The sequence below is a fragment of the Propioniciclava tarda genome (genome assembly GCF_900182665.1).
GTDB lineage: Bacteria > Actinomycetota > Actinomycetes > Propionibacteriales > Propionibacteriaceae > Propioniciclava > Propioniciclava tarda.
On sequence record NZ_FXTL01000010.1, the window covers coordinates 73,753 to 97,840 of the forward strand.

Genomic DNA, 24,088 nt, shown 5'->3' on the forward strand with positions numbered 1-24,088 from the left:
GGTGATGTCCCCCACGAAATCACGGCCCAGATCGGAAGCCGCAGTCCGCCAGACCTACCAAGACGGAAGCCCGAGCCCCGAGCCCACCGAGAAGCGCGCGCGGAAACTGTCGGTGGCCCCTCCTAGGTTGCGGGACGTGAGCCTCTTCGCCCAGCCGCAGATCTTCGACACCGGTCGCGCGCTGGTTGACGTGCAGTTCTGCGTGGTCGACCTGGAGACCACGGGCAGCACCGCGTCCGACGCCATCACCGAGATCGGCGCGGTGCGCGTCCGCGGAGGCGACGTGACCGGCGAGTTCCAGACCTTGGTGAACCCCCGCGTCGGCATCCCGCCCCTGATCTCAGTGCTCACCGGCATCACGAACTCCATGGTCGCCGGAGCGCCCGGCTTGGCCGAGGCGCTCCCCTCGTTCCTGGAGTTCGCCCGCGGCTGCGTCCTCGTAGCCCACAACGCGCGCTTCGACGTCGGCTTTCTCAAGCGGGCCTGCGAGCAACACGGCTACCCCTGGCCACACCACGAAGTGATCGACACCGTCGGCCTAGCGCGCGGAGCCCTCCTGCGGGACGAGGTGCCCAACGTGAAGCTCTCCACCCTCGCGCGCCACTTCAAGGTGTCGGTCGAGCCCAACCACCGCGCGCTGACCGATGCACGAGCGACGGTGGAAGTGCTTCATCATCTGCTCGAGCGGGTCGGCAACCTGAGGGTCGAAACGCTCGACGACCTCGCCGAGTTCCTGCGCGGAGTCTCCCCTGAGCGTCGGGCCAAGCGCGGGTGGGCGTCCGATCTGCCGGACGCGCCGGGCGTCTACCGCTTCTATGCCGATCTACCGGACGCCGCGGGCATGGTGCGTAGGCAGGTGCTCTATGTCGGCAAGAGCGTGAACATCCGGAACCGAGTACGCACCTACTTCACGGCTGCCGAGAAGCGCCCCCGCATGGCGGAGATGGTCCGGGTCGCTTCAGGCGTGGAAGCCGACGTCTGCCGCACGCCCCTTGAGGCCGAGGTCCTCGAGCTGCGGCTGATCGACGCCCATCGGCCCCGCTACAACCGCAAGTCGAAGTACCCGGAGCGCCAGGTCTGGCTGAAGCTGACCAACGAGGCATTCCCGCGCCTGTCCGTCGTGCGACGCGTCGCGGACGACGGCGCGGACTACTTCGGCCCCCTGGGTGGGCGGCTGGCTGCCGAACAGGTGGTGTTGGCCGTGTACGACGCGTTTCCGATCCGGCAGTGCACCGACCGGCTGTCGTTGGCCAAGCCAACGGCGTCCTGCGCTCTGGGCGAGATGGGCCGCTGCGCCTCCCCCTGCGACCGCCGGGTTTCGAGGGACGACTATGGCCAGATCGCCGACGGCGTGCGGGCCGCATTGGGCCGCGACGTCCGGCCGATCTTGGACGCGGGCGGCAGCCGCCTCCGCGTCCTCGTCGATCAGCGACGCTTCGAAGAGGCGGGGCTCGTGCGAGATCGCGTCCGGGCTACGCTGCGGGCGGCGCTCCGCTACCAGCGGCTGCGGGCCATCGCGGCCTGTCCCCAGATCGTCGCCGCGCTTCAGGTCGCCGGAGCCTGGGAGATCCATGTGATTCGTCATGGACGCCTCGCGGCGGCCGCGCTGGCACGGCCCGGCGAGGTGCCTCAGGCCGTTGCCAGGGCTGCCGTGGCCGCCGCTGAGGCGGTCCGGCCCGCCGTCGGGCCGCAGCCTGCCGCCCTCGTCGAAGAGAGCGAACGGATCGCCGCCTGGCTCGAACGCCCCGGCGTCCGTCTGATCGATATCCAAGGCGAGTGGGCCTGGCCCATCTTCAGCGGCATCAACGACACGGCTCTCGCCTCCCACCTCCTAGGATGAGCGCGTCGACCGTCCAGCAGCAGGGAGCACCATGATCACCGCCCTCGTCTTCATCGACGCCGATGTCGCGCTGATTCCCGAGGTCGCCGAGCAGATCGCCGCGCTCGACGGCGTGACCGAGGTGTACTCGGTTACCGGACGCATCGATCTGATCGCGGTGGTCCGCGTCCGCGATCATGACGCGGTCGCCGAGGTCGTCACCTTACGCCTCAACAAAGTCCCCGGCGTCAAGAGCACCGAGACCCACATCGCCTTCCGCGCCTACTCGAGTCACGACCTCGAGGCGGCCTTCTCGCTGGGCGGCTAACCCCGACGCCGCCGCCAGCGAACGCGCGCGTCGGCGTCCGATCTGCCATGGCGTCCACGGTCAAGCGCTGGCTGCGTTCGTCGAAGCAGCATCACAAGAGGCTTCGACAAGCTCAGCCAGCGAAGCCATTCATCCGACGGCTACCGATTGAGCAGCGCTCGCTTAACACGAACGGCGCCCCGACCCGCCTGGGTCGGAGCGCCGCGGCTCGCGGGAGGGTTACGCCTCGCTGACCTCGACCGACGTGATGACGACGGGCTCGACCGGACGGTCCATGCGGCCGGTCGGCACCTTCGCGATCGTCGACACGACGTCGCGGCTGGCCTGATCAGCCACCTCGCCGAAGATCGTGTGGCGGAAGTTGAGGTGCGGCGTGGGCGTCACGGTGATGAAGAACTGGGAGCCGTTCGTCGCCGGGCCGGCGTTCGCCATGGCGAGCAGGAACGGCCGGTTGAACGACAGGTCGGGGTGGAACTCGTCGCCGAACTTGTAGCCCGGGCCGCCGGTCCCGTTACCGACCGGGTCGCCGCCCTGGATCATGAAGCCGTCGATGATGCGGTGAAAGACGAGTCCGTCGTAGAACTTGCCGGTCTTCTGCTCACCGGAGACCGGGTCGCGGTACTCCTTGGTGCCCGTGGCGAGACCCACGAAGTTGGCCACGGTGGTGGGGGCCTGGTCACCGAACAGATTGATCACGATGTCGCCGTGATTGGTGTGCAGGGTTGCTGTCTGAGCCACGCGGGCGTCCTTTCTGCAAACGTACTTGAGTGCTGACACCCACCATCTTGGCAGACGTCCCCCAGTCGTCCCTCTGCCCCCTTCCCGCGGGACGGGCGACGGGTACGGTGGGGGCACGCGATCACGCGTAGCCCATTCGCGATCACGCGACGAACCCGGGAGGACCCCGTGAAGAAGAAGGACATCGCAGCCGTCGGCGACACCGCCCACGACCTGGCCCAAGACATCAAGGCCGATCTGGCCAACCTCGGAGCTGACGCCCTCAAGGTGGTGGACGAGTACATCGCCCCCCGCGCCCGGGATCTGGCCGATTACCTCGCCCCCCGCGCCCAAGACCTCGGACGCCGCGGCGTCCAGTTCGCCTCGGAGGCTCGCGACACCGTGCAGCCCAAGGTGGTCCAGTTCGCGACCGACGCCCGCGACGCGCTCCAGCCGAAGGTCGCACAGTTCGCGTCCGATGCCCGTGACACCCTGCAGCCCAAGCTGGCGTATCTGGCCTCCGAGGCGCGCGACAACCTGCAGCCGAAGGTCGTGCAGTTCGCGTCCGACGCCCGCGACACCCTGCAGCCCAAGCTCTCCCGTTTCGCGGACGACACGCGCGACAACCTGCAGCCCTACGTCGACGAGGCGATGGAGCGACTGCAGCCGCACCTGGACGACGCCTACGCGCGCGTCCAGCCGTTGGTGGACGCCGGCCGCGACCGGTTCAACGCCGACGTGCTTCCGCGCATCAACGAGGTTGTCGACTCGGTGGCAGCGATGCCCCAGACCCAGGACGCCAAAGACCGCCTCGTGGCGGCTCGCGCGGCCCTGGCCGGGGAGCTCAAACTGCCGGAGCCCGAGCCCACGCGTTCGATCGGCAAGACGTTCCTCCAACTGATCCTCGCCACCGGCTTGCTGGCCGGCATCGCCTACGCCATCAAGCGCTTCCTGGCCCCCGAGGACAGCGGCTGGCAGGCGCACGAGCCCAGCGAGGCCTACCGTCGCGACGCCGCGTTCGCCACCGAGGATGCCCTTGCTGACGTCGCCCCCGACGCCACTGCAGAACTCGTCACCGAGGAGGCGCCCATGGTGGCCGACGAGGCCGTGGCGTCCGCTGGGCGCACCTACGGGGCAGGCTCCTACGTGGGCGAGAACCCGCCCGAGGAGTTCTTCATCAAGGGCAACGAGCGGTCCATGAAGTACCACCTGCCCGGTTCGGGCGGCCACACCCGCACGATCGCCGACGTGTGGTTCAACTCCGAGGCTGCCGCGGAGGCGGCCGGCTTCACCAAGGCGCAGCGCTGAACTGACGCTCACCCGACAGGGGGCACGGTCTCGGACCGTGCCCCCTGTTTCGTCCTCAGAGGCGGGATGAACCCGACCCGGCTACGCGTGACACGCCGCAGCCGGACGCCAAAGTGCCCGACCGCGTCGGGTTCGGCCCGCACGGTCCGAACCACGCTGGGTCGGAACTGGGGGAATCGACGACGTGAACCGCATGGGGAGTTCTCCCCATTCCGCTCGGCGCGTGATCCCGCTTTGCTGGTGCCCACGAAGTCGAGCCCCAGGAGAAACAGCATGGATGCACCGAGCCGGGTGGTAGCCGCCCCCTTCCGAGCCCACCTGAACCACATCAGCGCGTCCACCGCCTTGCACTGGTCAGTCATCGCCCTGCACGCGGGCCTGCCGCTGGGTCTGGCCCGTGCCTTGCTGGATGTCAGGCCCGGACGCCGCGTGCAGAGCATCGCCCCCACGCTCGCGCGCCAGGTCCTCGCCATCACCCCCGAGTCACTGGACGCCGCCCGGCGCCAGCTGGTGCCCGCCCGCGCCAGCCGTCAGGTCCTGCGGCGGCTCGCCAGCCTCGGGTGGTCGAGTCGTTCTGTCGCCTCCCGGCTCCACGTCGCCCAGGGCATGCTGGACGCCCTCGCGACGGGGCTCACGACCGAGGTCCCCCAGCTGGTCGAGCTCCAACTCTGTTCGCTGCTGGCGGCCACTGAGGCAACCCCGCGGGCCCGCTCTGGACGCCTCGTCGCCGCTGCGTGACGTTAGGCTGCGAGCGTGACGACGCCGGGGTTGATCCTCACCGCGGGGCTGGCGCTGGTCATCGCCATCGCCACCCGCCCCATCCTCGGGCACCTGCCCGAGCCGCTGGACGACCCCGACATCGCCGACAAGCGTCCCTACGCCTCGCTTGGCAGCCCTGGCTTCCTGGCTGCGGTCTTCGTCATTGCGGTTGTCGCCAGCGGTCTCGTCGCCTGGATCGTCCCGCCTACCGGCTGGCTGGCCTGGGCGGCGCTGATCGTGCCCGGCGCCCTGGCGATCGCGATCGACGGGGCCACCACCTGGCTCCCGCGCGTGCTGACGACCGCAATGGCCCTCATCGCCGGCGTCGGTATCGCGCTGTGGGCGATCCTGGACGCCGACGCGTCGATCGCCCTCCGCGGCCTGCTCGGCGCGCTGGCTGTGGGCGGCTTCTTCTACCTGTTTTGGCGGTTCACCGGCGGGATCGGCTTCGGCGACGTCCGGCTGATGGCCGTCGTGGGGGCTGTGGCAGCCGCCCATTCGGCGCAGACCGCCAGCTGGGGCGTCCTGATCGGGACCCTTCTCGGCGCGATCTGGGGGGTCACCACGCGCCTCGTTCGAGGGCCGGGCCCCTTCCCGTATGGCCCCGCGCTGTGGTCAGGGCCGTTCGTGGCCCTGGCGATCAGCGCCCTCACGCAGGCCTGACCGCCACGTTCTGGCTTAGGCCCGAGCGGCCGCGTTTCTCGTCGCCTCGACCCAGCGGTCGAGCGTCTCGGACGCCGCGCCCGAGTCGATGGCGGCGGCGGCTCGGCCGACCGCCGCGTCGAGTTGGTCCGTGATGGGCCGGTCGAGATTCGGTCCGTCAAAAGCCAACAGCGCGGCCCCGGCGTTCAGCGTGACGATGTCGCGGACCGGGCCTAGCCGCCCCGCGAAGGTCTCGCGGACCACCCCCGCGTTGTGCTGCGGGTCGCCACCGACCAGGGCCGTCCGGTCCGCCGGCGCGATGCCGAGATCGGCGGGGTTGAATCGCGTGGCCTGGACGCGCCCCGCGTCGATCACCCAGACGTCGCTGCACGTCGTCGTCGTCAGCTCGTCAAGCCCGTCGTCGCCGTGGAAAACCAGCCCCCGGTTGCCGCGATCAGCCAGCACCCCCGCCATCAGGGCAGCCATGCGCGCGTCGGCGACGCCAACGGCCTGGGCCCGTGGCCGGGCCGGGTTGGCCAGCGGTCCGAGGAAGTTGAACGTCGTCGAGATCCCCAGCTCACGTCGGGGCACCGCGGCGTGGCGCAGCGAAGGGTGGTAGTACGAGGCGAACAGAAAGACGATACCGGCGCGCTCGAAGACGGCGCCCTGCCGATCCGGCGGGAGGTCGAGCACCAGGCCGAGCGCCTCGAGCACGTCGGCCGTGCCGCACGCCGAGGACGCGGCGCGGTTGCCGTGTTTGACCACCTTGGCGCCAGCGGCCGCGGCGACGATCGCGGCCATCGTTGAGACGTTCACCGTGTTGGCCCGATCACCTCCAGTGCCCACGATGTCCACCGCCTCGCGGGTCAAGTCGATCGGGCGGGCGTTGTCCAGCATGGCGCTGGCCAGGCCGGTGAGCTCCTCGACCGTTTCACCCTTGGCGCGCAGGGCCACCATGAGGCCAGCGATCTGAACGGCGGTCACGTTGCCGGACAGGATCTCGTTCATCGCCCAGGCTGTTGCCCCCCGGTCGAGGTCGCGTCCGGCTACCAGGCCGGTCAGCAGATCGGGCCAGGTCAGGCTCACGAAACGGTGGCGGCCCGTGACCGCAGCAGGTCGGCGGCCGCTGCTGGCAGACGCTGCGGGTCGATCGGGTACGCGACAACGGCGTCCGCCCTGGACCAGGTGGCGAGCCAGGCATCGGCGACGCGCGCGACGATCAACAGGATCGGCGGGGCATCCGCGATCTCGTCCTTGATCTGCCGGGCGAGGCCCATGCCGCCGAGCGGCACCGCTTCCCCGTCGAGGACGATCAGGTCGATGCCCCCAACGTCAAGCGTGCGGAGCACCGCCTGGTAGGTGGCGCACTCGACGACGTCGATGTCGGGAAGATCAGCGGCGATCCGGAGTCCGAGGGTCAGGCGGACCTGCTGACGCACCGAGCGGTCGTCGGAATAGACCAGCACCCGTGTCGTGCCCGCCGTCGCTTCGCCCATGGTCTCGTCCCCGATCTGCTGAGTCGCTTGTCGGCATCGTAGCGACTCCCGGCTCACCCCACGCACGGCCTCGCCAGTCAGTGATCACCCTGACGAGACCCCCGGAGGCCGCCACGTTCCGCCTGAGGGAACGGTTCACAAATCGCCGTACCGGGGGGTGGACGCCAGTAATGGTCAGGCGCCGTCTGACAAGACATAATGACGCCGTGGCACAGATCGAGAAGTTGACCGCGGTCCCCGCGACCCCTAGTGGCGCCCTGCACCCGATCGCTCCGAGTCGCTTGCACGCGACCAAGGGTCGCCCGGACATGGTGGCCGTCGGAACCTGGGTGTGGCTCGCCAGCGAGCTCATGTTCTTCGCGGCACTGTTCGCGGCGTACTTCTCGCTGCGCAACGTCACCAACGCCATGGCCAAGCCGGGCGAGCAGACGATGTGGCAGTGGGGCTCCGGCCACTTCATCAACGACTGGTTCGGCAACCCGCAGCCTTGGTTCTCGATCTTCAACACGTTGATCCTCGTGCTCTCCTCGGTCACCTGTCAGATCGGCGTCATGCGCGCCGAGAAGGGCCAGGTCGGACGCACCGGCTCCGTGCTGAACGTTGCCAAGTGGGGCCTGCGCGAGTGGTACACCCTGACGTTCCTGATGGGCGCCGTCTTCCTGGGCGGACAGGCGTTCGAGTACGCCAACCTCGCGGCCGAGGGCTTCATCCCGGCCACCAACGCGTACACCTCGGCGTTCTTCATCGCGACCGGCTTCCACGGCCTGCACGTGCTCGGCGGCCTGATCGCCTTCCTGCTGATGCTCGGCCGCACCTACCTGGCGCGCACCTTCACCCACGAGCAGGCCGTCCACGCGATCGTCACCTCGTACTACTGGCACTTCGTCGACGTCGTCTGGATCATCCTGTTCTCGGTGATCTACCTCATTCGCTAACCGCCCGCCCCACCCGAAGGGAACCGTTCATGAGATTCCTCTCATCCCACAGGCGCAGGCGGGCGGCAAAGCCGCTCATGCTCGCTTTCGCCCTGTTGCTGATGGGCACGCTGTACGCCGTCGTGGCGCCGGCGCCGCAGGTCGCGGCCGACACGGGCACGTCCGCCCAGGTCGCCGCCGGTAAGGGACTGTTCGCGGTCAGCTGCTCGTCCTGCCACGGCCTCAATGGCGAGGGCACCTCCCAAGGGCCCTCCCTGGTGGGCGTGGGCGCTGCAGCCGTCGACTTCCAGGTGACGACCGGCCGCATGCCGATGGCCGCCCCGGGCGCGCAGGCCCCCCGCAAGCACAACACCATGACGCGTGAAGAGACGGACGCCCTGGCGGCCTGGGTGGCCACCCTCGGCCCCGGCCCCGCCATTCCGCAGAAGTCGCAGTACGCGCCCGGCGACCAGGACGCCGCGACGATCGCCCGCGGTGGCGAACTGTTCCGCACCAACTGCTCCGCGTGCCACAACTTCGAGGGCGGCGGCGGCGCCCTGCCCGAGGGCAAGTACGCGCCCACCCTCAAGGGCGTCGAGCCGATCCACATCTACGAGGCCATGCGGACGGGTCCGCAGCAGATGCCGGTCTTCTCCCCCGGCGCCATCCCGGACGCCGATGTCGCCTCGATCATCACCTACCTGGAGTCGCTGCACGCGCAGCCCGGCCCCGGGTTCAACCTCGGCGGCCTCGGACCCGTGTCCGAAGGCCTGTTCGGCTGGATCGTCGGTATCGGCGGCCTGTGCCTGTTCGCCACCTGGATCGCATCGCGAGGAGCGCGCGCCCGATGAGCCACGACATCGTCCCCACCGACCACCCCTCGGCGCCGGCCCGCCAGTTCCCCGTTGACGACCCCGGCATCGAGCACCACGTCCCTCGCTACACGGACGTGGACGTCGCCGCCGGCAACCGCGCCTACCGCAACATCCTGGCGATGTTCGGCCTCGTGCCCGTGCTGGCGATCGCCTTCGTGGTCATCTACTTCGCCGTCCCGAAGACCGCCGGCTTTGACGTGCTGGGCAACAACTTCCACGCACAGACGCTCTTCCTCGGCCTGACCGCCGGCCTGGCCGTGCTGTTGATCGGCACGGGCATGGTGGCCTGGGCGCGCGACATCATGAGCGACCAGGAAATCGCCGAAGAGCGCCACGAAGCCGGCAGCGACGAGGAGACTCGGGCGGCCGCGCTCGTCAAGGTCAACGCGGGCATCACCGATTCCGGCGTCGGACGCCGCAAGCTCATCCTGGGCGCCCTGGGCGGCGGCATGGGCATGCTCGCCGTCCCGGCGGTCGTCCTGCTGGCCGACATGGGCCCCTACCCCCTGGCCGCGAAGCGCGCTGAGACCATCGAGAAGACCATCTGGGCCGAGGGCGTCCGGCTGGTCAACGACGTCAACGAACTGCCGCTTAAGGCGTCCGATCTGGAGATCGGCCAGCTGGTCAACGCGGAGCCGGAGACGCTGTTCAAGCTGCACGGCCACGAGTACCAGACCGAGAAGGCCAAGTCGGCGATCATCATCGTCCGGATGGACCCGGCGTCCATCAAGATCCCGGCCTCCCGCAAGGACTGGCAGGTCGACGGCATTCTGGCCTACAGCAAGATCTGCACCCACGTCGGCTGCCCGATCTCGTTGTGGGAGCAGCAGACGCACCACCTGCTCTGCCCCTGCCACCAGTCGACGTTCGACCTCGGCAACTCAGGCGTCGTCGTCTTCGGCCCCGCCGCGCGCTCCCTGCCGCAGCTTCCGATCAAGGTCAACGCCGAGGGCTACCTGGTGGCCCAGGGCGACTTCCCGGTGCCGGTCGGACCGAGCTACTTCGAGCGCGACTCGAGCAAGGACTTCAAGGAAGGTGACCAGTAATGGCCAAGCCCACGACCATCACCTCCTCGGCGCCCGTGCTGGAGAGCAAGCGTCCTGAAGGTAAGGACGCCGGCCCGCAGCAGTTCTCCGGCCCGGCAGCCTGGCTCGACGAGCGCGTCGGACTGGCCAAGATCGCCAAGGGCGGTCTCCGCAAGGTCTTCCCGGATCACTGGTCCTTCCTGCTCGGCGAGATCGCGCTCTACAGCTTCATCATCCTGCTGATGTCAGGTGTCTTCCTGACCATCTGGTTCAAGCCGTCGATGATGGAGCTCGAGTACAACGGCAGCTACCAGCTGATGAAGGGCCTGCCGATGTCCGAGGCGTTCGCCTCGACGCTGGCGCTCTCGTTCGACGTGCGCGGCGGCCTCCTGGTTCGCCAGGTGCATCACTGGGCCGCGATCCTGTTCATCGCCGCGCTGACCGCGCACATGCTGCGCGTGTTCTTCACGGGCGCCTTCCGCAAGCCGCGCGAGCTCAACTGGCTCATCGGCGTCGGCCTGATGTCGCTGTCGCTGATCGCCGGCTTCTCCGGCTACTCGCTGCCCGACGATCTCCTCTCCGGCACCGGCCTGCGCTTCGTGGACGGCTTGATCCGCTCGATCCCGCTGATCGGCACCTGGGCCGAGTTCTTCGTGTTCGCCGGCGAGTTCCCCGGGGACGCCCTCATCGCGCGTCTGTACATGGTGCACATCCTGCTGATCCCCGGCATCCTGCTGGCGCTCATCGGGGCCCACATGACGATGGTCGTCTACCACAAGCACACCCAGTTCCCCGGCCCGGGACGGACCGAGAAGAACGTGGTCGGCTACCCGCTCTTCCCCGTCTACATGGCGAAGGCCGGCGGCTTCTTCTTCATCGTCTTCGGCGTGCTGATCCTGATGGGCGCGCTCATGCAGATCAACCCGGTGTGGATGTACGGCCCGTACAACCCGGCCCAGGTGACCGCTGGCAGCCAGCCCGACTGGTACATGGGCTGGGTTGAAGGCGCGATCCGCATCATCCCCAACTGGGAGTGGCACCTCTTCGGCACCACCTGGTCGTGGAACATCTTCCTGCCGGGCGTCGGCCTGATGGGGCTGCTCTTCACGGGCCTGGGCCTCTACCCGTTCATCGAGGCGTGGGTCACCGGCGACAAGGCCGAACACCACCTGCTGGATCGCCCGCGCAACGCCCCGACCCGCACCGCCCTCGGTGTGGCTGGCATGACCTGCTACGCGATGTTCTGGTTGGCCGGCGGCAACGACATCCTGTCAACCCAGTTCCACGTGTCGCTGAACGCCGTGACCTACTTCATGCGGGTCGCCGTCTTCGTCGCCCCGGTGATCGCGTTCATCGTGACCAAGCGCATCTGCCTCTCGCTGCAGCGTGCCGATCGGGAGCGCATCCTGCACGGTTCTGAGTCGGGCATCATCGACCGCTCCCCCGCCGGCGGCTACTCCGAGGACCACGTCCCGGTGTCGCACGACGAGGCCTGGACGCTCACCCAGCACGAGCAGTACGAGCCGCTCGAGGCGTCCGACGGCGTCGACGTCAACGGCATCCCGCAGGCCGAGCGCGGCATCAGCAAGCTCCGTGCTCGCGCGTCCCGCTGGTTCTTCTCCGACGACATCCCGGTGCCCAGCCGGGACGAGATCGAAGAGGCCCATGCGCACGACCACCACGAACTCGACCACGAGGTCGAGGACGCCAAGGCCCTCGGCCACTGACACACCGACAAGGCCCGGTTCGCCCACCAGCGAGCCGGGCCTTGCTGCGTCCGCAGCCACTACGATGACCGGGTGCGCTTCACGACCTCCAAGCCCGACTACGACCTGACCTACGATGACGTCTTCATGTCGCCGACCCGCAGTTCGATCCGTTCGAGGCTGGAGGTCGACCTGACCAGCACCGACTCCCTAGCCCTCCCGCTGCCGCTGGTCGTGGCCAACATGACGGCCATCTCCGGACGCCGCATGGCCGAGACCGTCGCGCGCCGCGGGGGCATCGCCATCTTCCCCCAGGATGTGCCTGCGGCCATCGTGGTGAAGGCGATCGAGCGCGTGAAGGCGGCCCCCGTCGTGTTCGAGTCCGCCATCCACGTCGCGCCCGACACCACGGCCGGCGAGGCTCTGGCGCTGATCCCGAAGCGCTCGCACGGTGCGGCGGTCGTGGTCGAGGGTGGGGTTCCGCTCGGTGTGGTCTCGTCCGGCGACCTCGACGGCCTGGATCGGTTCGTCCAGGTGCGCGAGGCCATGGTCCCCATCGCCGAACTCACGACCGTGCCCGCGTCCGCGTCGCCCACCGAGATCTTCGACGCCCTCTCCGAGCGGCGCCACAAGCTGGCCATCGCCCTGGACCCGGACGGCCGCCTCGTGGGCGTCCTGACGCCCAAGGGCGCCATGCGCGCGGCCCTGTACTCCCCCGCCGTCGATCATGCCGGAAGCCTCCGCGTCGGCACGGCCGTCGGCATCAGCGGGGACGCCGCCGCGCGCGCCGCCACCCTGCTGGACGCCGGTGCTGACGTCCTCGTCATGGACACCGCCCACGGCCACCAGGAGCGGATGATCGCGGGCGTCGAGCGGGTGCGCTCCGTGCGCGACGAGTACGCGGCCCGCACCGGACGCCGCGTCCCGATCGTCGCCGGCAACATCGTGACGCGTGAAGGGACGACCGACCTCATCGAGGCGGGCGCCGACGTCGTGAAGGTCGGTGTAGGCCCCGGCGCCATGTGCACGACCCGCATGCAGACCGGCGTGGGGCGTCCGCAGTTCTCGGCCGTGCTCGACTGCGCCGAGGCCGCCCGCGACATGGGCAAGTCGATTTGGGCCGACGGAGGCGTCCGGCACCCGCGCGACGTCGCCTTGGCCCTCGCGGCGGGCGCTGGCGCGGTCATGATCGGCTCGTGGTTCGCGGGCACGTACGAGTCCACCGGACCGCTCATGAGCGACGCGAACGGCCGCGTGTACAAGGAGTCGTTCGGAATGGCGTCCTCGCGCGCCGTGCGCGCGCGCACGCGCGACCAGTCGCTGCTCGAGCGGGCGCGGGCGTCCCTGTTCGAGGAGGGCATCTCCAACTCCCGGATGTACCTCGATCCGCAGCGTCCGGGCGTCGAGGACCTGATCGACTTCATCGTCAGCGGCGTGCGGTCGTCCTGCACCTACGCCGGGGCGCGCACGCTCGATGACTTCCACGCCCGGGCCAGCATCGGCGTCCAGTCGCGCTCGGGCTACGAAGAGGGTCGTCCGCTGCACGTCAGCTGGTAGCCGCACCACGACAGGACGCCCCCGGCACGCTGGCCGGGGGCGTCCTGTTGTGTGGAACTCAGTGGCGGTAGTCGCCCACGTAGTACTCGTAGCACCAGCCGCAGACGGCCCAGACGCCGATGAGGGCGCCCATGATGGTCAGCCACCAGCCGAACACCGGGCCGAGCACGAGGATCGAGCACACGATCGAGCAGACGAACGGCCACATGCTCTTGGGCGGGAAGAATCCCAGCGCGCCCGCACCCTGGGCGACCTCGCCGCCCTTGTTGTCCTCGGGCCGGGAGTTCATCTTGCGTCCGATGACCCACAGGTAGAACCAGATCATCAGCGTCATGGCGAAGCAGAGGATGAACACCGTCTGCCCGATCGGCTCTACGGCGTGGTAGACCGCCAGCGACGCCCACAGGTAGATGCCGGTGACGATCAGGAAGAACACCCACAGGAACAGGAACAGCCTGGCTTCGACCTTCATCGCGTGGACTCCTTCGAACCGGTCAGGACGGGCGCTTCGGTGCGGGTCAGAGCCGCGTGGTAGTCGTCATGGGACGCCTCAGGGTGGTTCAGGTCGAAGGCCGGGGACTCCGAGCGCACGCGGGGGAGCGACACGAAGTTGTGCCGCGGCGGCGGGCAGGAGGTAGCCCATTCCAGCGACCGGCCCCAGCCCCACGGATCGTCCACGGTGACCTTGGGCGCGTTCCTGGTGATCCAGACGTTCCAGATGAACGGCAGCATGGACGCCGCGAGCAGGAACGCTCCGACCGTCGAGACCTGGTTGAGGAACGTGAAGCCCTCGGTCGGCAGGTAGTCGGCGATTCGGCGCTGCATCCCTTCGACACCCAGCCAGTGCTGCACGAGGAAGGTGGTGTGGAAGCCGATGAACAGCATCCAGAAGTGGACCTTGCCCCACGTCTCGTCCAGCATGCGGCCGTAGAACTTGGGCCACCAGAAGTAGAAGCCTGCGAACATCGCGAACACGACGGTGCCGAACAGCACGTAGTGGAAGTGCGCGACGACGAAGTAGGTGTCGGACACCTGGAAGTCGAGCGGCGGCGAGGCGAGGATGATGCCCGTCAGGCCACCGAACAGGAAGGTCGTGAGGAAGCCCACGGACCACAGCAGCGGGGTGTCCATCCGCAACGAGCCGCCCCACAAGGTGCCGATCCAGTTGAAGAACTTCACGCCCGTGGGCACCGCGATCATGAACGTCATGAACGAGAAGTAGGGCAGGTTGACCGCACCGGTCACGAACATGTGGTGAGCCCACACGGCGATCGACAGGCCGCCGATCGCGAGCGTGGCGCCGACCAGGCCGACGTAGCCGAACACGGGCTTGCGGGCGAACACCGGAAGGATCTCGGTGATCAGCCCGAAGAACGGCAGGGCGATGATGTAGACCTCAGGGTGCCCGAAGAACCAGAAGAGGTGCTGCCACAGCAGGGGCCCGCCCGTGGCCGCGTCGAACAGGTGGGTGCCGATCCGACGATCGGCCTCGAGGCCCAGCAGGCCGGCGGCGAGCACCGGGAACGCGATCAGGATCATCATCGAGGTGACCAGGATGTTCCAGGTGAAGATCGGCATCCGGAACATCGTCATGCCAGGCATGCGCATCGTCGTGATGGTCGTGATGAAGTTCACGCCGCCGAGGATCGAGCTCAGGCCGAGGAGGTACAGGCCCATCAGCCAGAGGTCGCCGCCCACGCCGGGGCTGTGGATCGCGTTCGACAGCGGAACGTAGGCGAACCAGCCGAAGGACGCCGCACCGCCGGGCGTCAGGAAGCCCGCGCAAGCCATGAGGGAGCCCATGAAATACAGCCAGAACGAGAACGCGTTCAGACGCGGGAAGGCGACGTCGGGCGCGCCGATCTGCAGCGGCATGAGCGCGTTCGCGAAGGCCGAGAACATCGGCGTCGCGAACATCAGCAGCATCAAGGTGCCGTGCATCGTGAAGAACTGGTTGAACGTCTCGTACGACAGGTACTGCAGCGACGGGAAGGCCAGCTCTGCGCGGATGACCAGGGCCATCAGGCCGGCGAAGCCGAAGTAGAACAGGGCCGTCCAGAGGTACATCTGGCCGAGGACCTTGTGGTCGGTGGTGGTCAGCAGCTTCATGACCATGGTGCCGGCGCGGGTGTTACCCCGGACCTGGGTCTGCGTGCCAGCGGTGGCCCGGAACACGGTGGAGCTCATGGGATCAGCCCTCCTTCTTCGAGTCGTAGAGCGGGCCGGTCGCCGAGAAGGACGGCGGCTTGATCTCGCCGGTCTGGCCCTTGCTGGCCAGTTCCTTGATCTTGGCGTTGTACTCGTCGACGCTCACGATGTGCACGTTGAAGAGCATGGCTGAGTGGTAGGTGCCGCAGAGCTCGGCGCACTTGCCGAGGTACGTGCCGACGCGGGTGGGGGTCACGTCGAAGCTGTTCGGGTGGCCGGGCAGCACGTCGAGCTTGTAGTAGAACTCCGGGATCCAGAACGAGTGGTCGACATCGGCCGAGTACAAGTTGAACCGCACCGGCTCGCCGACCGGGAGGTACAGATCCGGGATCTTCTCCAGGGTGCCCACCTCATGGACCGTGGCGCCGATGCTCGAGTTGGCGTCCTCCATGTAGTTGAACGTCCAGGACCACTTCTGCCCGATGACGTTCACCGTGTGAACGGGGCCGTCGGCCTTCTTGCCCACGGCGTCCTGCGCCTGCACGGTGAAGAAGAACAGCACCGAGATGATGAGCACCGGAACGATCGTGTACAGGATCTCCAGCGGCAGGTTGTACCGGTTCTGGCGCGGGGTCTCGCCCTCGTGCTTGCGCCGATAGCGGAAGATCACCCAGCCGATAAGGCCCCAGACGAAGACGCCGATCACCATCGAGGCGATCCAGGCGCCGTTCCAGAGGTTGCCGATATGGGGGGCTCGGTCACTGGCCGCCACCGGCATGCCCCAGCGGGCCCACTGGTCCGCAGTGTCCTTTGAGCATCCGGAAAGCAGCAGGGTCGCCGAGGCGGCGATGCTCGCCGCCGCGATGCGGCCTGGTGTCCGTAGTGATCTACCCACGTTGCGCCTTTCGATCGTCCCCGCGTCCGCGCCGCCGCGCGCCGCGTTCGCCAGGGGGATTCACGCCTGGTAATGCTGCGGTCACCCTAACAAAACACGCCCACCGGCGCCTCCCCCGTTCCGCGGGAATGGACAGACAGTTTCCTGGCCGGAAGCGCTAGTGGGCGTGTGGTTGTGGGTCAGTTGAAGCTGTCGCCGCAGGCGCAGGATCCGGACGCGTTCGGGTTGTCGATCGTGAAGCCCTGCTGCTCGATCGTATCGGCGAAGTCGATGGTCGCACCCTGCAGATACGGCGCGCTCATGCGGTCGGTGACGACCTTCACGCCGTACCACTCGAAGGCGACGTCGCCGTCCAGGTCGCTGTCGTCCAGCGTCAGCTGGTAGCGCAGCCCCGAGCAGCCGCCGGCGGCGACTCCGATGCGGAGGTGCAGGTTCTCGTCGGGCTCGGACGCCGCGAGTGCGGCGACCTTGTTGGCGGCAGCTTCCGTCAGGATGATGCCCTGGGTCTGCTGGTCAACGCTCATATCGGTTCCTCACAGTGAGTATGTCGTGGTGTGGGTGAAACCCCGCCGGCGAGGCGGCTTATTCCGCGCCAGTGTACGTCGAGTCGGCGCGATGTCGAGACAGGGTGTCGCTCAGGCCAGCCAGGTCCGGGCGACCCGGGCGGACGCCTCGCGGATGGCATCGGCGTCCAGGGTGCCGCCCCCCGCCAGCGACTGGACGGCCTCGATGCCGTGTCGTCGGACCTCCCGCACGGAGATGTCGACCGATCCGGCCAGGGCCAAGCACGGGATGCCCCGTTCGGACGCCAGCGGCGCCAGTCCCAGCACGGCCGGCCCGCCGAAGTTGCCGATCGTGAAGGTATCCGTGCCGACGACCACCAGGTCGCAGCGGGAGAGAGTCTCCGTCAACCGTGCGGCCGCCACGCACGCGGCGAAACCGGAGAGGAGGCGTCCGCCCAGAGCCGCGAAGACCAGCGGCAGGCCACCGGCCGCTCCCAGCCCGGGCGCGTCCTCGACGCCCCAATCGGACGCCCGCCGCGCGAGTTCGGCGTCCTCGGCAAGAACGTCGGCCACCGGACGACCAGCCGCGTAGCCGAGCCGCGCGGCCACTCCCTCGAGGCCGAGCAACCGGTGGGCAGACTGGTCACCGGGCAGGATCACGAGAAGGTCGACCGCCGCGCCGAGGCCGCGCAGGCGTCCGGGGTCGTCGGTCGCGGCGTCGATCCCCAGCCCGGCCAGGAGCCCGACGATGTCGTCCGGGGTGGCTTCGGCCAGGGGCGTGAGGTCGACCAGGAGCCTGCCCGGACCCGCGTCCATAGCGGCTCGCGTGCGGCGTCCGAGGTCGACCGGATCACCGGACGTCACCAGCGTGGTCTCCTGCCCGAGGGCAGACAGGGCGGCACCGAGGTCCGGCCCGGAGGACGCGAGCGGGACCACCGCGAACTGGTGGCCTCCCGGTGCGACCGAGGCGAAGCCTGAGGCAATCGCCCGGCTGGCGATCACCGGGTCCGCGAGACCGATCCGATCGCTGCAGACGAGAACACGGCTCACGCCGAAGGTGCCTCGCTCTGGCTCGCGGCGCCGGACTCGCCCGCGGCCGGGGAGTTCTTCGGCTGCTGCCACTGGCCCGCAGGCAGCTGCGGCGTGGCTTGCGTGGGCGCCCCGGGTTCGAGCTGCCCGAGCGAACGCTTCAGCTGTTCGAGCTCGTTGTCGACCTGCGCGGTGGACGCCAGGGCGTTCAGCTCGCGAGTGATGTCGTCCGAGCCGGTGCTCAGGGGATCGGCGAGGGCGCCGGACGACAGCAGCTCGTCCACCGCGCCCGCACGTGCCTGGAGCTGCTGCGTCTTGTCCTCGGCCCGCTCGATCGCGAGGCCGATGTCGCCCATCTCCCGACCGAGGCCCGCGTAGGCGTCCCCGATCTTCGCCTGCGCCTCGGCCGCCGAATAGGTCGCCTTGATCGTCTCCTTCTTGGTGCGGAAGGCGTCGACCCGGGACTGCAGCTGCTGGCTCGCGCGGATCAGCTTCTCCTCTTCGGCCTGCAGCTGCGCGTACTGGCCCTGCAGGTCGCCGAGCTGCGCCTGCAGGCCCGCCTTGCGGGTGAGAGCCTCGCGGGCCAGGTCCTCCCGGTTCATGGCGAGCGCCTGGCGTGCGGCGTCGGTGTACTTGTCGATCTGCTGGTTCAGGGCGCCGACCTGCAACTCGAGGCGCTTGCGGCTCGTCGCCACCTCGGCCACGCCCTTGCGCACTTGCTGCAACAGTTCGAGCTGCCGCTGGTAGGAGTAGTCGAGCGTCTCGCGCGGATCCTCGAGCCGATCGAGCGCGGCGTCCGCCTTGGCGCCGAAGATCATCTTGAGACGGTCGAAAATGCCGGGCATGAGGGTCCTTCCAGGGGGCCGACGAACGCCACCAGAGTAGGCGGTCCGGCAACGTCCGGTCCGCTCGGCGCGGAATCACACGCGGGCCGTCCGCTCGCCTAGACTGACGATCCGTCGTCCCCCGTCGCGCGAAGGATCACCGTGGGCCTGTTCAAGTCGTCCAAGAACTCGACTCCGGTCACGCCGGAACCGCCCGCGTCCCCCGGCCAGGCCGCTCGCAAGGACCGGCCGACGCCGTCCCGGCGCGAGGCCGAGGCGGCGCGCATGGCGCGCCTGCACCCCGAGCTGGACCCGAAAAAGGCCAAGCAGATCAACCGGGAGGCGACCGATCAGCGCCGCCGGGCCCAGATGACGGCCGTCGACAACCTGCCCGAACGGGCCCTGATGCGCGACGTCGTCGACTCGCGCTTCAACGTCGGCGAGATCGCGCTGCCGCTCATGCTGGTCGTCCTGCTGCTCGTGATGATTCCGGCGCTGCGCACGATCGCCGACATGTCGCTCTACTTCATGTGGGGCATCCTCGCGCTGATCATCACCGACATCATGCTGATGTGGACGCGCTACAAGCGCCTCGCCGCCGAGCGCATCCCCGGACGCCCCCTCAAGGGCATGATGTTCTACGGCTGGAACCGGCAGATGTCGATCCGCCGCTGGCGCATCCCGGCACCGCGCGTCAAGCGCGGGGACAAGATCTGACGTGAGCTTCCACTGGGAGGCCGCCGACTACCGCAGCCAGGACTTCCCCACCCGCGCCGAAGCCGAAGCGTGGCTGACCGAGTGCTACCTGGACCTCGTGGATGACGGCGTCGAGGCCGTCACGTTGTACGACGAGACCCACGTCGTCTACGGCCCGATGAGCCTGCTCACCTGAGCTGCTACCCGACGGACGCCGCGGCATCCGTCCGACGCGTCCGGGCGTCCTGGACGACCAGCACGCCCCCGAACACCACCAGGGCCAGACCCACGGCCCCCACGACGGGGCGAGCACCCTGCCAGGTGCTGGCCCGCTGCTCGTAGGTCTGGGTCTGCGACCCGTCGGCGCTGGCGCACGAGTCCCCCGGACGCATCACCGCGTCGCGGCACATGAGCGCGGGCGAGGCGCCGAGCACGAGCGCCCAGAGGATCGCCGCCGACCCGACCACGACCAGGGACAGGTGGGCGACGATCGACTTCACGAACGAACCTGGGGCGTCACCAACGGCGCCTTCTCGACCGTGAACGGCTCGGTGCGCGCGCGGACCTGCACAGACACCGCGTCACCGAACGTCACCGCCGGGTCGAGCAGCGCGAGCGCGATGCCCGTGCCGAGCGTCGGGCTGAACGTGCCGGACGTCACCACGCCGAGGTGCTTGCCGTCGGCGTCCACGACCTCCATGCCCGGGCGCGGAATGCCCTTGCCGGACGCCTTGAGCGCGCGCATGCGGCGGGCGGGTCCGGCGGCCTTGACGGTCTTGAGCGCCTCGGCTCCCCAGAAGGTGTCCTTCGCCCAGCCGACGGCCCAGCCCGCGCCGGCCTCGACCGGGTTGATGTCCAGGCTCAGTTCGTGGCCGTGCAGCGGGTAGCCCATTTCGGTGCGCAGCGTGTCCCGCGCGCCGAGCCCGCAGGCGAGCAGTCCGAGCGGCTGGCCGGCGTCCATGATGGCGTCCCACACGGCGCCCGCGTCCGAGCAAGCGGTGACGATCTCGTAGCCCTTCTCGCCCGTGTACCCCGTGCGGCACACGCGCACCGGCACCCCGGCCGCGGTGCCGTCGACGAACGCCATGTAGGGCAGCTCCCACGGGGCGCCGATGGCCCGCATCACCTGGTCGCTCGCGTCACCCTGGACGGCGATCACCGCGTAGTCGTCGTGCTGGCTGGTCACGGTGATGCCCTCCGGCGCGGCGGCCTGGAGCATGGCGACGACGGCGGCGGTGTTGGAGGCGTTCGGCACCAGGAACAACTCATCGTCAGCGACGTAGTAGGCGATCAGGTCGTCGACGACCCCGCCCGACTCCGTGCAGCACAGCGTGTACTGCGCCTGCCCCGGACCAATCTTGCGCAGGTCGTTGGCGAGGCACGCGTTCACGAACTCAGCCGCCCCCGGCCCGCTGACGAGCGCCTTCCCCAGGTGGCTCACGTCGAATACCCCGACGGCGTTTCGGGTGGCGTTGTGCTCGGCGACGATCGAGGTGTACTGCAGCGGCATCGACCAGCCGCCGAACTCGGCGAACTTGGCGCCGAGAGCCACGTGACGATCGTGCAGAGGAGAGGTCTTCAGTTCGGACATGACCTTGAAATTACTACGCCTGACGGCGCGACGAGCGCGCCCCCACCAGGTCGCACGCATGGCTATCGTGGGACACCTACGAACGCCTTGGAGGAGCCCATGAAGCCACCGATCATGAGTTTGGTCACCGCCCTTACCCCAGGTCTGGACGTCACCGTGCTGGGCCTCGCGGATTCGGCCGGCAGCCCCGTGACCGTCGGCGCTCCCGAGGCCTTGGCGGCCGAGGTGGCCAAGCGCTACGGGGCTCCCCTCGAGGTGCTGGCGACCCGCGTCGGGGCCTCGACCAAGCCGGGCTCGACGGCGGTCCTGCCCGGACCGTCCGGCCTGCTGGTACTGACCGCCCTAGGGGACGCCGACGTCACGCCCGACCGCGTCCGCCGGGCCGCGGCGCTCGGCGTCCGGCGCGCCCTGGAGGCGTCCGGTGACAAGTCCGTGACGATCGGGGTCAGCCTCGACACCAACGATCCCGAGGTGCTGAGCGCGGCGGCCGAGGGTGCCCTGCTCGGCGCGTACCGCTACTCCAAGCCCGGCCTCGGCAAGGCCGCGGCGTCGGCGTCCAGCATCGACATCGTCGGTCCGCGGACCGCGGCCGACGCGCTGGCGACGGCCAAGGCAACGGCCGAGGCCGTCTGGCTGGCTCGCGACTGGGTCAACACGCCGCCGAACGTCCTCTACCCGGAGACGTTCGCCGAGTCCGCGCGCAACGAGCTCAAGGGCCTGCGGGTCGACGTCGAGGTGCTCGACGAGAAAGCGCTGGCGAAGGGCGGCTTCGGCGGCATCCTGACCGTCGGTGGCGGCTCGGCCCGACCCCCGCGCCTGGTCAAGGCCTCCTGGGCGCCGCGCGGGGCGAAGGCGCACCTCGTCCTGGTCGGGAAGGGGCTGACCTTCGACAGCGGCGGCCTCAACCTGAAGCCCGCCGAGGGCATGATCAACATGAAGTGCGACATGGGCGGGGCGGCCGCCGTCCTCGCGGCCATCAAGGCCATCGCGCAGCTGGGGCTCAGGGTGAAGGTCACGGTGCTGGCGGGGATGGCGGAGAACATGCCCTCGTCGACGGCCTTCCGGCCCTCCGACGTCCTCACGATGCACTCGGGCAAGACCGTCGAGAACACCAACAGCGACGCCGAGGGACGCCTCGTCCTGGCCGACGCGCTGTCGTTGGCCGGCCAGCTCGCGCCCGACCTCATCATCGACATCGCGACCCTGACGGGCGCCTGCCAGATCGCGCTGGGCGACCGGACAGCCGGGCTGATGGCCAGCGACGACGACGTGGCCGACACCGTCCTGGACGCCGCCGAGATGGCCGGTGAGGCCTTCTGGCAGCTGCCGATCCCCGAGGAGATGGCCGAGCATCTCAAGTCGGACGTGGCCGACCTCAAGTCGACCGGCCCGCGTCCGGGCGGGGCCCTGACGGCGGCCGCCTTCCTGCGCGAGTTCGTGCCGGAGGGGACGCCGTGGGCGCACCTCGACATCGCCGGTCCCGCTTGGGCGGACAAGCCGTACGACTACGTGTCGAAGGGTGGCACGGGCGTCGGCGTCCGGACGCTGGTCGCGCTGGCCCGGTCGCTGGCCCGCTGACGCCGTGGAGACGCTCGAGACCGATGTCCTGATCGTCGGCGCCGGGGCGGCCGGGCTGTACGCCGCCGCCCAGGCGGCCGCGGTCGGACTCGGCGTGGTCGTCGTCGAGGCGAGCGAGCTGCTCGGCGGCTCCACGGCCGCCGACACCGGGCAACTGTGGCTGCCGGGCACCGAGCACGGCGCCAAGTTCGGCGGACCCGACCGTCCGGCAGACATCCGGGCTCATCTGGACGCCATCCTCGGCGCTCCGAGTGCCGCGTCGTCCGCGGCGCGACGGGACGCCTTCGCCGAGACCAGCGCCGCCGTCGGCGCCTGGCTGGATGCCCACCAGGTCGGGCTGGGGGTGGTCCGCGGCAAGCCGGACTTCCATCCGGAGGCGCCTCAGGCCCGGCGCAGCGGCCGCGTCGTCGCGGCGGCGCCCTTCGACAAGAAGCTGCTCGGGCCACTCGCCGATCGGCTGCGCGGCAGCGACTACGCCCTCGAGATCATGCCGCGGTCCCCGCGCGGGCTCGTCGCGGCGGCGTCCGCGCTCGGCCACCGACTGCTGAACCCGACCAAGGACGTCGTGCTCGGGGGCGCGGCCCTCTCCGGACGCCTCCTGCTGGAGGCCACCCGGCTCGGCGCCAAGGTGTGGCCGTCGACCCAGCTGACCGGTCTGGTCAGCAGGGACGGACGCGTCACGGGGGCCGAGGTCCTGCGCGAGGGGCGTCCGCTTCAGGTGCAGGCCCACGGGGGCGTGATCCTCGCCTGTGGCGGCTTCGAGGGCAACGCCGACTGGCGGCGCGAGCACCTTCCGCTGCCGACGGACGCGTCCTGGACGACCGGCCTGGCCACCAACACGGGCGCGGGCATGAGAGCGGCCGTGGCGGTCGGCGGGCGCCTGGTCGAGATGGGCGAGGCGTGGTGGACCGTCGTGGCCCGCTTCGACGACGTCACCTACCGCATGACGTCAGAGCGGTCGCTCCCCCACGGCATCATCGTCGACCGGGCGGGCGACCGGTTCTTCGACGAGGCCGGCCCGGCGCCCGAGGCCGGACGCGCGCTGTACGCGCGCAACCGCAGGGTGCGGGCCATCCCGGCCTACCTGATCCTCGACCACCGGCATCGGCAGCGCTATCGCCTCGGACCCTGGCTGCCAGGGTCCACGCCGCGCGCCGACGCAGACGGCGTCGTGAAGGCCACGTCGTTGGCCGAGTTGGCCACCGAGTTGAAGATCGACCAGGCCGGACTGCTCGGCACCGTGGTCCGGTTCAACGGGCTGGCGGCCAAGGGCCGCGACAGCGACTTCGGCCGCGGGGCGTCCATCGTCGACCGCTCCCAGGGCGACCCGACCTCCCGGCGTAACCCCTGCCTCGGCACCCTGGAGAAGTCGCCCTACTGGGCCGTCCCGGTCTACCCCGGCGACTCCGGCACCAAGGGCGGGTTGTTGACGGACGCCGACGCGCGCGTCCTGGACGCCGAGGGCCGACCGCTCCCGGGGCTCTATGCCGTCGCCGGCACGGCGGCCTCGCTCTTCGTCGGCACATCCCCCGGCGTAGGTGCGGCGCTGGCGTCCGCGTTGGTGGACGCCCACCGCGCGGTGGCCCAGCTCGCGGCGTCCGACGAGCACGCGGACGCAGGCCAGAGACGGAACCCGGGTGGGCGTGGGGGAAGCATCGGGCTAGGCTGACGGCAGATC

The 24,088-nt window shown here is 69.5% G+C and carries 25 protein-coding genes; 14 read left to right on the forward strand and 11 right to left on the reverse strand.

Annotated features, from left to right (window positions below; all coding sequences use genetic code 11):
* The first annotated feature begins 136 nt into the window (after positions 1-136).
* The gene (locus FN821_RS08910) at positions 137-1,840 is read left to right on the forward strand and encodes a DEDD exonuclease domain-containing protein (protein ID WP_241660175.1); all 1,704 of its coding nucleotides are present in this window, start codon (positions 137-139) and stop codon (positions 1,838-1,840) included.
* A 31-nt stretch (positions 1,841-1,871) separates the two neighbouring features.
* Positions 1,872-2,147 (forward strand): Lrp/AsnC family transcriptional regulator, encoded by a 276-nt coding sequence (locus FN821_RS08915; protein WP_131172225.1) that lies wholly within the window; start codon positions 1,872-1,874, stop codon positions 2,145-2,147.
* A gap of 219 nt (positions 2,148-2,366) precedes the next feature.
* Here FN821_RS08915 and FN821_RS08920 read toward each other — a convergent pair whose 3' ends face one another.
* The gene (locus FN821_RS08920; RefSeq protein WP_131172224.1) at positions 2,367-2,885 is read right to left on the reverse strand and encodes a peptidylprolyl isomerase; all 519 of its coding nucleotides are present in this window, start codon (positions 2,883-2,885) and stop codon (positions 2,367-2,369) included.
* Between the two features lie 168 nt (positions 2,886-3,053).
* On the opposite strand from FN821_RS08920, the gene FN821_RS08925 reads away from it, so the two are divergent.
* From FN821_RS08925 to FN821_RS08935, 3 genes are all read left to right on the forward strand, one after another.
* Positions 3,054-4,172, forward strand: coding sequence for a sunset domain-containing protein (locus tag FN821_RS08925; RefSeq protein ID WP_131172223.1), 1,119 nt, complete (start codon positions 3,054-3,056; stop codon positions 4,170-4,172).
* A gap of 273 nt (positions 4,173-4,445) precedes the next feature.
* A complete protein-coding gene (locus tag FN821_RS08930) occupies positions 4,446-4,910 on the forward strand; it encodes a hypothetical protein (protein ID WP_131172222.1) in 465 nt (154 codons plus the stop codon).
* Between the two features lie 15 nt (positions 4,911-4,925).
* Positions 4,926-5,594, forward strand: coding sequence for an A24 family peptidase (locus FN821_RS08935; protein ID WP_131172221.1), 669 nt, complete (start codon positions 4,926-4,928; stop codon positions 5,592-5,594).
* A 15-nt stretch (positions 5,595-5,609) separates the two neighbouring features.
* Here FN821_RS08935 and trpD read toward each other — a convergent pair whose 3' ends face one another.
* Both trpD and FN821_RS08945 read right to left on the reverse strand, forming a co-directional pair.
* Positions 5,610-6,659 (reverse strand): anthranilate phosphoribosyltransferase, encoded by a 1,050-nt coding sequence (gene trpD / locus FN821_RS08940; RefSeq protein WP_131172220.1) that lies wholly within the window; start codon positions 6,657-6,659, stop codon positions 5,610-5,612.
* Positions 6,656-7,069 (reverse strand): DNA-binding transcriptional response regulator, encoded by a 414-nt coding sequence (locus tag FN821_RS08945; RefSeq protein WP_131172219.1) that lies wholly within the window; start codon positions 7,067-7,069, stop codon positions 6,656-6,658. The genes trpD and FN821_RS08945 overlap by 4 nt, the downstream gene beginning before the upstream one ends.
* A gap of 206 nt (positions 7,070-7,275) precedes the next feature.
* On the opposite strand from FN821_RS08945, the gene ctaE reads away from it, so the two are divergent.
* From ctaE to FN821_RS08970, 5 genes are all read left to right on the forward strand, one after another.
* Positions 7,276-8,004 carry an aa3-type cytochrome oxidase subunit III gene (gene ctaE / locus FN821_RS08950; RefSeq protein WP_479681056.1) on the forward strand — a complete coding sequence of 243 codons (729 nt, stop codon included), beginning with the start codon at positions 7,276-7,278 and terminating at the stop codon, positions 8,002-8,004.
* Positions 8,005-8,033: 29 nt separating this feature from the next.
* The gene (gene qcrC, locus FN821_RS08955; protein ID WP_131172217.1) at positions 8,034-8,834 is read left to right on the forward strand and encodes a cytochrome bc1 complex diheme cytochrome c subunit; all 801 of its coding nucleotides are present in this window, start codon (positions 8,034-8,036) and stop codon (positions 8,832-8,834) included.
* Positions 8,831-9,904 (forward strand): cytochrome bc1 complex Rieske iron-sulfur subunit, encoded by a 1,074-nt coding sequence (gene qcrA, locus FN821_RS08960; RefSeq protein WP_131172216.1) that lies wholly within the window; start codon positions 8,831-8,833, stop codon positions 9,902-9,904. The genes qcrC and qcrA overlap by 4 nt, the downstream gene beginning before the upstream one ends.
* A complete protein-coding gene (gene qcrB, locus FN821_RS08965; protein WP_131172215.1) occupies positions 9,904-11,610 on the forward strand; it encodes a cytochrome bc1 complex cytochrome b subunit in 1,707 nt (568 codons plus the stop codon). The genes qcrA and qcrB overlap by 1 nt, the downstream gene beginning before the upstream one ends.
* Before the next feature lie 72 nt (positions 11,611-11,682).
* Positions 11,683-13,146, forward strand: coding sequence for a GuaB1 family IMP dehydrogenase-related protein (locus FN821_RS08970; protein ID WP_131172214.1), 1,464 nt, complete (start codon positions 11,683-11,685; stop codon positions 13,144-13,146).
* A gap of 58 nt (positions 13,147-13,204) precedes the next feature.
* Here the strand turns inward: FN821_RS08970 and FN821_RS08975 are convergent, their stop codons facing one another.
* The 6 genes from FN821_RS08975 to FN821_RS09000 all read right to left on the reverse strand — a co-directional run bounded on the left by FN821_RS08975 (position 13,205) and on the right by FN821_RS09000 (position 18,566).
* Positions 13,205-13,618 carry a cytochrome c oxidase subunit 4 gene (locus FN821_RS08975; protein ID WP_131172213.1) on the reverse strand — a complete coding sequence of 138 codons (414 nt, stop codon included), beginning with the start codon at positions 13,616-13,618 and terminating at the stop codon, positions 13,205-13,207.
* Complete coding sequence (gene ctaD / locus FN821_RS08980; RefSeq protein ID WP_241660183.1) at positions 13,615-15,261, reverse strand: aa3-type cytochrome oxidase subunit I; 1,647 nt, start codon at positions 15,259-15,261, stop codon at positions 13,615-13,617. Before ctaD ends, FN821_RS08975 begins: the two co-directional genes overlap by 4 nt.
* A gap of 76 nt (positions 15,262-15,337) precedes the next feature.
* On the reverse strand, positions 15,338-16,189 hold the full coding sequence (ctaC, locus tag FN821_RS08985; RefSeq protein WP_277751020.1) for an aa3-type cytochrome oxidase subunit II: 852 nt from the start codon (positions 16,187-16,189) through the stop codon (positions 15,338-15,340).
* Between the two features lie 179 nt (positions 16,190-16,368).
* The gene (locus FN821_RS08990) at positions 16,369-16,713 is read right to left on the reverse strand and encodes a HesB/IscA family protein (RefSeq protein WP_131172210.1); all 345 of its coding nucleotides are present in this window, start codon (positions 16,711-16,713) and stop codon (positions 16,369-16,371) included.
* Between the two features lie 111 nt (positions 16,714-16,824).
* Entirely contained in the window at positions 16,825-17,742 is a 918-nt protein-coding gene (locus FN821_RS08995) for a glycerate kinase (RefSeq protein WP_131172209.1), read from the reverse strand.
* Entirely contained in the window at positions 17,739-18,566 is an 828-nt protein-coding gene (locus FN821_RS09000) for a PspA/IM30 family protein (protein ID WP_131172208.1), read from the reverse strand. The genes FN821_RS08995 and FN821_RS09000 overlap by 4 nt, the downstream gene beginning before the upstream one ends.
* Positions 18,567-18,707: 141 nt before the next feature.
* Here FN821_RS09000 and FN821_RS09005 point away from each other — a divergent pair, with 141 nt between their 5' ends.
* Positions 18,708-19,262: a DUF3043 domain-containing protein gene (locus FN821_RS09005; protein WP_131172207.1), complete on the forward strand. Its 555-nt coding sequence runs from the start codon at positions 18,708-18,710 to the stop codon at positions 19,260-19,262.
* A 1-nt stretch (position 19,263) separates the two neighbouring features.
* The gene (locus FN821_RS14265) at positions 19,264-19,437 is read left to right on the forward strand and encodes a hypothetical protein (protein WP_165489311.1); all 174 of its coding nucleotides are present in this window, start codon (positions 19,264-19,266) and stop codon (positions 19,435-19,437) included.
* Positions 19,438-19,441: 4 nt separating this feature from the next.
* Here FN821_RS14265 and FN821_RS09010 read toward each other — a convergent pair whose 3' ends face one another.
* Positions 19,442-19,741, reverse strand: a complete 300-nt coding sequence (locus FN821_RS09010; RefSeq protein ID WP_131172206.1) for a hypothetical protein — start codon at positions 19,739-19,741, stop codon at positions 19,442-19,444.
* Positions 19,738-20,832 (reverse strand): glycine cleavage system aminomethyltransferase GcvT, encoded by a 1,095-nt coding sequence (gene gcvT / locus FN821_RS09015; protein ID WP_131172205.1) that lies wholly within the window; start codon positions 20,830-20,832, stop codon positions 19,738-19,740. Before gcvT ends, FN821_RS09010 begins: the two co-directional genes overlap by 4 nt.
* A 99-nt stretch (positions 20,833-20,931) precedes the next feature.
* Between gcvT and FN821_RS09020 the strand changes: the two genes are divergently transcribed.
* Together FN821_RS09020 and FN821_RS09025 are read left to right on the forward strand one after the other, a co-directional pair.
* On the forward strand, positions 20,932-22,410 hold the full coding sequence (locus FN821_RS09020; protein WP_131172204.1) for a leucyl aminopeptidase: 1,479 nt from the start codon (positions 20,932-20,934) through the stop codon (positions 22,408-22,410).
* Positions 22,352-24,079: an FAD-dependent oxidoreductase gene (locus FN821_RS09025; RefSeq protein ID WP_131172203.1), complete on the forward strand. Its 1,728-nt coding sequence runs from the start codon at positions 22,352-22,354 to the stop codon at positions 24,077-24,079. Before FN821_RS09020 ends, FN821_RS09025 begins: the two co-directional genes overlap by 59 nt.
* Positions 24,080-24,088 lie beyond the last annotated feature (9 nt).

Coding starts and splice junctions, on each gene's coding strand:
- FN821_RS08915 (WP_131172225.1), top strand. CDS start 1,872: ATGATCACCGCCCTCGTCTTCATCGACGCCGATGTCGCGCTGATTCCC.
- FN821_RS08930 (WP_131172222.1), top strand. CDS start 4,446: ATGGATGCACCGAGCCGGGTGGTAGCCGCCCCCTTCCGAGCCCACCTG.
- FN821_RS08945 (WP_131172219.1), bottom strand. CDS start 7,069: ATGGGCGAAGCGACGGCGGGCACGACACGGGTGCTGGTCTATTCCGAC.
- qcrC (WP_131172217.1), top strand. CDS start 8,034: ATGAGATTCCTCTCATCCCACAGGCGCAGGCGGGCGGCAAAGCCGCTC.
- qcrA (WP_131172216.1), top strand. CDS start 8,831: ATGAGCCACGACATCGTCCCCACCGACCACCCCTCGGCGCCGGCCCGC.
- qcrB (WP_131172215.1), top strand. CDS start 9,904: ATGGCCAAGCCCACGACCATCACCTCCTCGGCGCCCGTGCTGGAGAGC.
- FN821_RS08975 (WP_131172213.1), bottom strand. CDS start 13,618: ATGAAGGTCGAAGCCAGGCTGTTCCTGTTCCTGTGGGTGTTCTTCCTG.
- ctaD (WP_241660183.1), bottom strand. CDS start 15,261: ATGGTCATGAAGCTGCTGACCACCACCGACCACAAGGTCCTCGGCCAG.
- FN821_RS08990 (WP_131172210.1), bottom strand. CDS start 16,713: ATGAGCGTTGACCAGCAGACCCAGGGCATCATCCTGACGGAAGCTGCC.
- FN821_RS09000 (WP_131172208.1), bottom strand. CDS start 18,566: ATGCCCGGCATTTTCGACCGTCTCAAGATGATCTTCGGCGCCAAGGCG.
- gcvT (WP_131172205.1), bottom strand. CDS start 20,832: ATGTCCGAACTGAAGACCTCTCCTCTGCACGATCGTCACGTGGCTCTC.
- FN821_RS09020 (WP_131172204.1), top strand. CDS start 20,932: ATGAAGCCACCGATCATGAGTTTGGTCACCGCCCTTACCCCAGGTCTG.